General features: G+C 65.1%; 11 protein-coding genes. 2 read left to right on the top strand and 9 right to left on the bottom strand.

The genetic code is table 11. From position 1 onward, the window contains the following. Positions 1–3 precede the first annotated feature (3 nt). The 3 genes from IH971_04740 to IH971_04750 are packed head-to-tail and all read right to left on the bottom strand — an operon-like array spanning position 4 to position 1,592. Positions 4–879 carry a hypothetical protein gene (locus IH971_04740; GenBank protein ID MCH7497141.1) on the bottom strand — a complete coding sequence of 292 codons (876 nt, stop codon included), beginning with the start codon at positions 877–879 and terminating at the stop codon, positions 4–6. An 11-nt stretch (positions 880–890) separates the two neighbouring features. Further along, the gene (locus IH971_04745; GenBank protein MCH7497142.1) at positions 891–1,376 is read right to left on the bottom strand and encodes a hypothetical protein; all 486 of its coding nucleotides are present in this window, start codon (positions 1,374–1,376) and stop codon (positions 891–893) included. Positions 1,377–1,394: 18 nt separating this feature from the next. Next, entirely contained in the window at positions 1,395–1,592 is a 198-nt protein-coding gene (locus tag IH971_04750; protein MCH7497143.1) for a hypothetical protein, read from the bottom strand. 401 nt (positions 1,593–1,993) lie between these two features. On the opposite strand from IH971_04750, the gene IH971_04755 reads away from it, so the two are divergent. Continuing rightward, entirely contained in the window at positions 1,994–2,221 is a 228-nt protein-coding gene (locus IH971_04755; protein MCH7497144.1) for a hypothetical protein, read from the top strand. 14 nt (positions 2,222–2,235) lie between these two features. On the opposite strand, the gene IH971_04760 is transcribed toward IH971_04755, so the two are convergent. From IH971_04760 to IH971_04785, 6 genes are all read right to left on the bottom strand, one after another. Beyond that, positions 2,236–3,618 (bottom strand): hypothetical protein, encoded by a 1,383-nt coding sequence (locus IH971_04760; GenBank protein ID MCH7497145.1) that lies wholly within the window; start codon positions 3,616–3,618, stop codon positions 2,236–2,238. Beyond that, entirely contained in the window at positions 3,602–4,849 is a 1,248-nt protein-coding gene (locus tag IH971_04765) for a hypothetical protein (protein MCH7497146.1), read from the bottom strand. Before IH971_04765 ends, IH971_04760 begins: the two co-directional genes overlap by 17 nt. Next, positions 4,846–5,229, bottom strand: a complete 384-nt coding sequence (locus IH971_04770) for a hypothetical protein (GenBank protein MCH7497147.1) — start codon at positions 5,227–5,229, stop codon at positions 4,846–4,848. The genes IH971_04765 and IH971_04770 overlap by 4 nt, the downstream gene beginning before the upstream one ends. Positions 5,230–5,349: 120 nt before the next feature. Further along, positions 5,350–5,835, bottom strand: a complete 486-nt coding sequence (locus IH971_04775; protein MCH7497148.1) for a hypothetical protein — start codon at positions 5,833–5,835, stop codon at positions 5,350–5,352. 217 nt (positions 5,836–6,052) lie between these two features. Continuing rightward, positions 6,053–6,307, bottom strand: a complete 255-nt coding sequence (locus IH971_04780; protein ID MCH7497149.1) for a hypothetical protein — start codon at positions 6,305–6,307, stop codon at positions 6,053–6,055. 284 nt (positions 6,308–6,591) lie between these two features. After that, positions 6,592–7,449, bottom strand: coding sequence for a dienelactone hydrolase family protein (locus IH971_04785; protein MCH7497150.1), 858 nt, complete (start codon positions 7,447–7,449; stop codon positions 6,592–6,594). A gap of 135 nt (positions 7,450–7,584) precedes the next feature. On the opposite strand from IH971_04785, the gene IH971_04790 reads away from it, so the two are divergent. Continuing rightward, a partial coding sequence (locus tag IH971_04790; protein MCH7497151.1) for a glutathione S-transferase N-terminal domain-containing protein occupies positions 7,585–7,823 on the top strand: 239 nt, incomplete at its 3' end.

The following is a 7,823-nucleotide window of genomic DNA, read 5'->3' on the forward strand; positions in this document are numbered from 1 at the left end:
TCTCTACGGGTTGTTGAAGTTCACCACCTGCCCGGCGGCGTCCGCGGCGGACTGGGTCAGGCTGGCGCCGAACAGGACGTCGGCCACCACCTCCGTGGCCAGCTCCCGCGCCATGTACTGGGCATGCACCCGTGGCTGGATCTGCATGGCGAACAGTATGGCCTCGCGGGTGAACAGCGTGGCGGTCTCCTCGCCGGTGGTGCCGGCGCTCCCCCAGTCGATGGACTGGTAGGTGGGGATGCCGTAGACCTCGCCGAGGATGCCGGTGGTGTTGCCGCTTTCCTTGGCGGGACCCACCTTTTGCCACGAGACAAACTGGTCCAGCCCAAGGAGATTCAGGTAGGTCGCCGGGGAGGCATAGAAGTAGGCGTCCACGCCTACAGCCGCCGGGTCGACACCCAGATCCATGAGTTTCTGGATGCCCGCGCGAAGTTCCGCAGCGGTGGGGGTGTTGTCGGTGGCCAGGGTCACGTCGTTGGCGGTGGCGGATTGCAGCACATCGACGGCCAGGTAGTTCTCCACCTTTTTGCCCAGGGCGTAGCCCATGGAGCGGGCGTAAAGGTTGAACAGATCGGCGTTCTCCTGGACCCGCACGATGTCCTCGATGCGCTTGGCCTCGTAGAAGTGCTGGTTGATGGAGATGTCGGTCTTGGCGTCGGTGTTGGCCGCGAAGGTCACGGAGGTATCGGCGGACTTCGCCGCTGCGGTCTCCTCGTCCACCCGGGGCACGTGAATGGTGTCGGCGCCGCTGGTGATGAGCGATGAGACGTCGGTGACCTGGTTCTTGAGTCTGAACCGCCGCTCCGCGTAGTCCAGGATGGCGTCACTCCACACCTCCGGGATAAAGTTGGCAGCGGTGGTTACGGTTACGTTGGCCATAAATCAGTTCCTCACTGTTGGTAGGCAGCTAGCCGGGCCTGGTGGCTCAGGCGGCGCTGCTCGGTGGTCTGCTGGCTCAGGGGGGGCAGTTTATCCGGTCCCGGCTGCCGTCCTGGGCGGCCGGGATGGCCCCCTGCGCCTGTGCGATTGTGTTCCAGCCGCCGCTCCACCTGCCTCTCAAGCTTCTCCAGGGAGAGCCCGGCCAGGTCCTCGCGTTCTTCGGCTGTGGCTAGTTTCGATAGTAACGCATCGCGGCGCTGAGCCTGGTAGTGGTCCCATTGTTTGGCCCGTGATTCGGCGGTCTCCCGGGCCGTCTGTTCCTGGCGGTAGAGCGCCTTAAGGCTCTGCTTCTCATCCAGGTCGCGGCGGCTGCGGTGGGCCTCCGCCTCTTCCTGCGCCTGCAGACGGGCCTTTAGATCGTTGCGCTCGGACACAACTTCCGAGAAGCGGTCGTAGGGCACCGTCTTGGGCGCTGGGTTAGGCGTTTCAGTTGACATGTTTACCTCGTGTGTGAGTCATGAAATATCCTCGCTGTCGCTGCCCACGAGCTCTCCGTCGCGCACCATGCGCTCGTAGGGGTCGGGCGCCGTACGGATGGCCGGGCCGCCCAGGCGGCGGGTGAAGCCGCCGCAGCGGGGACAGCGCGGCAGGGGGGTGCCCCGGCGGGGCTGGTGGCCGAACTCGTGGCGGCACGTGTCGCAGCGATACGTCATAATTCTGGCGACAACGCAAAAGCGGCCCCCGGAGAGCGGTTAGAACTCCGGACGACCGCTTTTGCTGATGTCAACCCGCTGGTGATCAGCCAGGGGGCGCTTGTAGAGGCAGGAGCAGGTAGCGAACCTGCGGGCGGCGTACTCCGCCAGTGGCGGGGCCGGCGGGGCACTTGCCCCTCCTGCCGTGACCGAACCTACAGCCCCCGCATGCGGCGGTCAAGTGCGGGCATTGACGCAGCTGCATGCTGGGTGGGCCAGTTCCCGGGAACAGCCCCCCCATGAGCTGGCGCCTCGGCTCGTCGCCAGGGTAATAATGCTTGCGCTAGCCATACATACGTATGTACATTCATATGGCAATATTAATGACAACAGCGCCAGAGGATGGCGCGATCACAGGAGTTATGATGAGCAAGGAAACCGGCAGCGTCTCTCAGGGCCTGCCCGAAAATGTGGAAAAGTTTCTACCGTCCCCCGACGACTTGCTGTCGCTGGATGAATCCACCAAGGTGACCCTCCGCCTGAGCAACCGCAGCCTGGACTATTTCAAGCGCAAGGCGGGCGTGCGCAAGGGCAGCTACCAGCGCATGATCCGCAACCTGCTGGACTACTACGTGGCACAGCAGGGGTAGGGCGGCCTCCACCCTCAGGGTTTCGCTGGCTCCCCGCTCTCCGCCAACGTCGCTGGGGCCAATTCCTTCGTCAACGCCAGGTTCTCCCGGATGAAGGCGCGGGCCGCCGCGTCATCGGCAAAGCCGTCGGGGTCTTCCCGGCGCAGCAGGGCGGCGGGGTTATCCAGCCCGTGGGCGAAGCGCCAGGCCAGGTCGGCCCGCTGCTCGGCGCCGGTCTTGGGGAAGGCCACCTCGGCGAAGTTCACCCGGCGGTGGGCGGGTAGCTCGCCGGGCAGGTGGTGGGGCCAGATGGCGCGCTCCAGGTCGTAGACCTCGTTGTCGGCCTGCAGCCAGACGGCCACGTCGTCTTCCCGGCGTTCCAGCAGCTCGATGGCCCGCACCCGCAGGCTATCCGCCGACGGCTGGTCGGCGCTGCTGCCCCACTGGACCTGCACGCCCAGGTTCTGGGCGGCGTTCTCGTACTCAGCGCGGATATACTCGATGGCGGCCTGCATGTTGGCCGTCGGGGCGGCGAAATGGAGTTCCCCCTGCTCGGGCAGATTGGGTACGTTGTTCAGCCCCAGTTTGATGCGGTCGCCCACCGGCAGCCCTGATGTCCACGGCTGGCCCAGCAGGTTCAGGCGCACCCCCAGCCGCATTTCGGTGAGGGCCAGGTTGATGGCCACGTTGGCGTCGGCCAGCGGGCCGCCGTAGCCCTCGGCAAAGTACTCGTTCACCTGCGGCCGGGGGTGGATGCTCACAAAGGGCAGCCGCCCGTAGGGGTGTTCCCGGCCGCCGAACGGCTCCTCCACGATGGTGCCTTCATTGTCCATGATGTAGTGCTGCGCCGCATCCCAGTAGGCCCAGCGCAGGCGGGCGTTGCCACTCACGTCTGCGGAGGGCGTGGAGAGGGGGTAGAGCACGGCCTCGGGTGTGAGGGGGTCATCGCCGAATAAGGGCAGGTAGTACCAGATGAAGTCCCAGTCCAGCCGGCCCCTGCGCACCAGGGGATGGAGCAGAGCGGTGCCCAGCAGGGCGGCCTTGCGCTCGGCGGCCTTGAAGAAGAGCCAGCGGCGCAGCAGGTCGTAGCCCTCGGGCCAGGCGGCGTCGCCGATGGGGTAGTCGGGCCGCTGCTTGTAGACCAGCGCTAGTCGCCGGACGAAGCGGTCCAGCAAGTTTTGCCGTGCCAGGGGGGCCTGCTCGAGGGCGGGGTATAGGGAGCCGCCGGGGCGCTCCGGGTCCCGGAAGTAGGCCTTCACGGAGCTCTCCAGATCGTCCCCGGTATACATGTCAAGAATCTCCTCCCGCCGCGCCATGAAGGCGGTGAAGCGCCCCTGCTTCAGGTCCTCCAGTTGGTCGGCCAGCCAGGCCTCGGGGGGCACGGGAAATGCGTTTTGAAAATCACCAGCGTTGGCCATAAGTCACTCCCTGCGGTTGAATAGGAAATTGGTACTCCACGGCATAGCCCAGGGCGTCTGCCGCGTGGGTGGCGGACCGGTCGCTCAGCTTGTCGATCTCGCCCGCGCGCCAGACGTTCTGCTCCAGGTCTTTCACCAGCCAGGGGCAGCGCCCCGGCTCCAAAGTGAGCAGCGGGCCGCCGTCATCACTGCCCAGCAGCAGGCCGTTCACGGCGTTCACCCGGTCCCTCACCGGCGGCGCGGCGCGGTGGGCCAGTACGGTAAAGCCGCTGTCACGGAGGATCTGGTGGTCGCTGCGGGTAGCGCTGCTATGTCGGGCGTTGCCGGCGGGATCGGGGTAGACGGTGATGCCGCGGTAGGTCTCACCTAGCGCCGCCGCCAGCTGAAAGGTGTTGGCATTGCTCAGGCGGAGCTCGTCGATGACATGGAGCCAATGGGGGCCGCGCACGAACACCACGGCGGTCATGTGGTCCACATTGAAGTCGATGCCTGCCTCCAGCAGCAGCCGCGAGGCCGGCAGATGGGGCCGGCTGAGCAGGTGCCGGTCCCGGTCGAAGGGGCTGTACACCCGCCCGGCGGTGAGGTTCACAAAGCGCCCCTCCAGGTAGGCCGCCCGCATCTGTTCGGTGTAGGCCGCCTCCATGGCCGCGATGGTCTGCGGGGGGATGGAGGGGTTGTCCCGGGTGCGGCCCACCACCATGCCCAGGTCATAGCGTCCCTCGTCATTCATGGCTACGTCGTAGCCCCAATTGAGGGTCTCGGGGGTGCCGGTGAGGTTGATCTCCCGGCGGGCAGCGTCCGCGTGGCGCACTCGGGCGATCATCTCGTCGAAGACCCCCTTCTTCTGGAGGAACGGCTCGTCGATCCAGGCCCACGCCAGAGTGGGGCCCACCAGCGAGTCGGGCAGTTCGCCCGAGCCCAGCCAGATGGCGCCGTCCCAGTCCCGGATGTGGAACGCCTTGCGCAGGTCGTTGTAGTGATAGCTCAGCCCGGCGCGGCGGAGCAGGCCCTTCAGCGTGGGAATGATGGTGCGCCAGGCAATGGGGTAAGACGGGCTGACGCAGATGCCGGGTGCGGGGGCGTTCACGTGGCTCAGCCAGATGGCCCGCAGGGCGCCGATGTGGGTCTTGCCGCACCCCTTGCCCCCCACCAGCAGGCGGATGTAGTGGTCCAGGTCCCACCAGGCGCGCTGGTGCGGCCGCATGTCCGCCTTACGGATGGCGTAGGTCACCCGATGACCACCAGGTCGGGCTTCTCCGGCAATTCGGCGTCGGCGGCCTGCCGGGGCTTGCCCTCCAGCCGGTCGATGACCGCACTGACCGCCCGCAGGCGGTCCCGGCCGTAGAGGGCCTCGCGGAGCAGGGTGTCGGCCAACCCCTCGCCGATGGACTGGTGGCCGCCGACTTCCATAGGCAGCGCGCTCACGGGTTGGGCCAGCCGCCGCCGCACGAGGGCGGTGACCGGCTCGGGCGTAGTCAGGGTTGCGGTGGGGTCGGGCTGGCTCGGGGGGGACTTGCGCGGGCGGCCGTTGGGGTTGCCGCTGACGCCGGGAAGAAAGCGGCCGCGGGGGTCCCGGGCCGGGGTGGATGGTGTGGGCTTGGGCGTAGGCATTGCGCCTACATTAGGGCCGCGCCGGAGCCGCGTCAAGGTGCAGCAGCGTCGCAGCTAGGGGGGGGTGCCCTGCCCGCCAGCCGAGGGGTGTCCCGGCAGGCGGTGCCATGTCTGTGGGGCCTACTCCTCGGCGGCGGGGGCTTCCGGCGCGGCGGGTGGCGGTGAGGGCGCAGCAGCCGGCGCAGCGGCCGGCTCATCGGTGCCGTAGAGCAGGCCGATGACCGTCCCGCCAACACCGATCTCAACCACCTTGTAGATACCGTCCACCAGGCTGGGGCCCAGCTCAACATTCCAGGCGCCGGCACCCACAAAGGCGAGGGGCAGGCCGATAATTAGCCCCATAATGACGCCAAAGCGCATACCCTCCGACGTGCCGCTGCCGCCCTTATAGCCGTAAGGGTAAACATAGGCCAGCAGAAAGGCCATGATGACGTAGCCGACGGCGATAAGGAGTATGGACATGTCACCCTCGGCAGCGGCCATGTTGGCAAAGTTGGTCTCATACCAGCCCGCCATGACCACACCGTACCAGACGTAGCTGAGCAGAAACATGGCCACAAAGCCGCCCACGGCTGCTTTGATCACGCGACCGTTGATAGCGTTCATAGGTTCCTCCAGGTTAGGTTTGGGGGGTGCGGCTGAAAGTTCGGCTATATCCGTGGGTAGCGTAAAGGGTAAATCCCGCCGTCCCTACTGCAACTGGGCCTCGAAAAACGTCACGGTGCGCTCCCAGGCCAAGGTTGCGGCCGCCTGGTCATAGCGGGTGTGAGCGGTGGTGAAGGAGCTTTTGTTCTTGCCTAATTTGCATCCAACCCGAAATGAATCATTCCGCGGCTAGAGCTAGGTTAATTTTTTTTGCTGAGGAGTTTGCATCAATCATTCCCCAAATCCATAGTATCGGCGTGGTGATGAAGCCGATCATGACAAACATCAGGACGATCGAAATGACATAAAGAACAATGAACATAAACCCCCTACCTATTTGTCCATTGTATATCTGCCCAAGCCCCATGAAAAAGAATGACAAGATAGTAGCCACTGAGGGATTCTTATAAAACTTCGGGGGCTGTTCTGGCATAATAACTTCCTCCTGTTATTGATGACTCCAACTGCCGAGCGTCTCCTGAAAAACTACAATAATATAGAATGTCATCAAATGACTTTTTGCCAGAGGATAAATCTGACTGCAACTTGAGAGACAAAATCCGTTTTCACAATCACTCTCGCAGACCTTATCAAGTCCGTCGGCAAACGGGCTCAGGGTGACGATCGCTCTAGGTGCGCAGCCCTGGGATCACCCTAAGCCGGTGCCAGGTCACCCTGAGGCTCTCGAAGGATGAACTGGACTTGGGGGCGTCGTTCCTACCTCAGCTGCGCTTCGAAAAACGCCACGGTGCGCTTCCAGGCCAGGGTGGCGGCCGCCTTTTCGTAGCGGGTAGGGGCGGTGTCATTATGGAACGCGTGGTTCACGCCATCGTACATGTGCAGGGTGTAGTCTACTCCGGCGGCCCTAAGGGCCTCCTCGTAGGCCGCGATGCCGGCGTTGATGCGCTTGTCCAGCCCGGCGTAGTGCAGCAGCAGCGCCCCCTTGATGCGCCTGGCGTCCCTGGCGTCGGCCTGCCGCCCATAGAAGGCCACCGCCGCCAGCATTTGGGGGTCGCGCACCGCCAGCTGGTTCGCCATGCCGCCGCCCCAGCAGAAGCCCACGCAGCCCACCTTGCCGGTGCAGTGGGGGTGCTGGCGCAGGTGGGCCGCCGCCGCCACGAAGTTGGCGCGGGTGGTCTCGCTGTCCAGCTGGTAGATCATGCTGCGGGCCTCGTCGCTGTCATCGGGGGTGCCCCCCATTCTGGAGAGGGCATCGGGGGCCAGAGCCACGAAGCCGGCCAGCGCCGCCCGGCGCGCCACGTCCTCGATGTGGGGGTTCAGCCCCCGGTTCTCGTGGATCACGACCACGCCGGCGTGCTTCTTGTCGTCGTTGGGGCGCGCCAGGTAGCCCTGCACCGGCCCGTCCGCACCCTCGAAGGTGACCCGGCTGGAGTGGATGCGCTCGTCGTTTTGAGCGACCACCTGGGCGTGAAGGTAGTTCACCTCCAGCAGGGGCAGCAACGCCTGGGCCGCAACTACCCCGCCGGCCAGCACGGCCAGCCGCTTCAGGAACGCACTACGCTCCAGCCCCGTGTGGGTGTACTCGTCAAACAGATCGATGGCGCGCTGGTCCATGGTTCCTCCAGTGGGTGGTGGGGTGACCAGGGGGTAACTTACCACCGCAGCCCCCGCCCGACCCTGTTGAATGCCATCGCGCCCCGCCGTAACATTGGGCCGTCCAATCACCCACCACAGGAGGCTCGCACCGGTATGTACAAAGTCTACGGCATGATGACCTCGGGGAACTGTTACAAGGTGCGGCTGCTGCTTGCCCAGCTGGGGGAGGACTACGACTGGGAGGAGATCCCTTCCACCCGGATCAAGCCCCGGACGCCGGAATTTCTGAAAATTAACCCCGATGGCAAGGTGCCGGTGCTCGTGACAAAAGAAGGGGAATTGTTGAGGGAGTCCAACGCCATCCTGTGCTACCTCGGGGAGGGCACGCCCTA

Source organism: Candidatus Neomarinimicrobiota bacterium (genome assembly GCA_022560655.1).
Lineage (GTDB): Bacteria > Fidelibacterota > Marinisomatia > SCGC-AAA003-L08 > TS1B11 > JADFSS01.

Excerpts from the sequence above, each read along its gene's own strand:
- IH971_04760 (MCH7497145.1), bottom strand. The coding sequence starts at position 3,618 with ATGGCCAACGCTGGTGATTTTCAAAACGCATTTCCCGTGCCCCCCGAG.
- IH971_04755 (MCH7497144.1), top strand. The coding sequence starts at position 1,994 with ATGATGAGCAAGGAAACCGGCAGCGTCTCTCAGGGCCTGCCCGAAAAT.
- IH971_04785 (MCH7497150.1), bottom strand. The coding sequence starts at position 7,449 with ATGGACCAGCGCGCCATCGATCTGTTTGACGAGTACACCCACACGGGG.
- IH971_04780 (MCH7497149.1), bottom strand. The coding sequence starts at position 6,307 with ATGCCAGAACAGCCCCCGAAGTTTTATAAGAATCCCTCAGTGGCTACT.
- IH971_04740 (MCH7497141.1), bottom strand. The coding sequence starts at position 879 with ATGGCCAACGTAACCGTAACCACCGCTGCCAACTTTATCCCGGAGGTG.
- IH971_04745 (MCH7497142.1), bottom strand. The coding sequence starts at position 1,376 with ATGTCAACTGAAACGCCTAACCCAGCGCCCAAGACGGTGCCCTACGAC.
- IH971_04775 (MCH7497148.1), bottom strand. The coding sequence starts at position 5,835 with ATGAACGCTATCAACGGTCGCGTGATCAAAGCAGCCGTGGGCGGCTTT.
- IH971_04750 (MCH7497143.1), bottom strand. The coding sequence starts at position 1,592 with ATGACGTATCGCTGCGACACGTGCCGCCACGAGTTCGGCCACCAGCCC.
- IH971_04770 (MCH7497147.1), bottom strand. The coding sequence starts at position 5,229 with ATGCCTACGCCCAAGCCCACACCATCCACCCCGGCCCGGGACCCCCGC.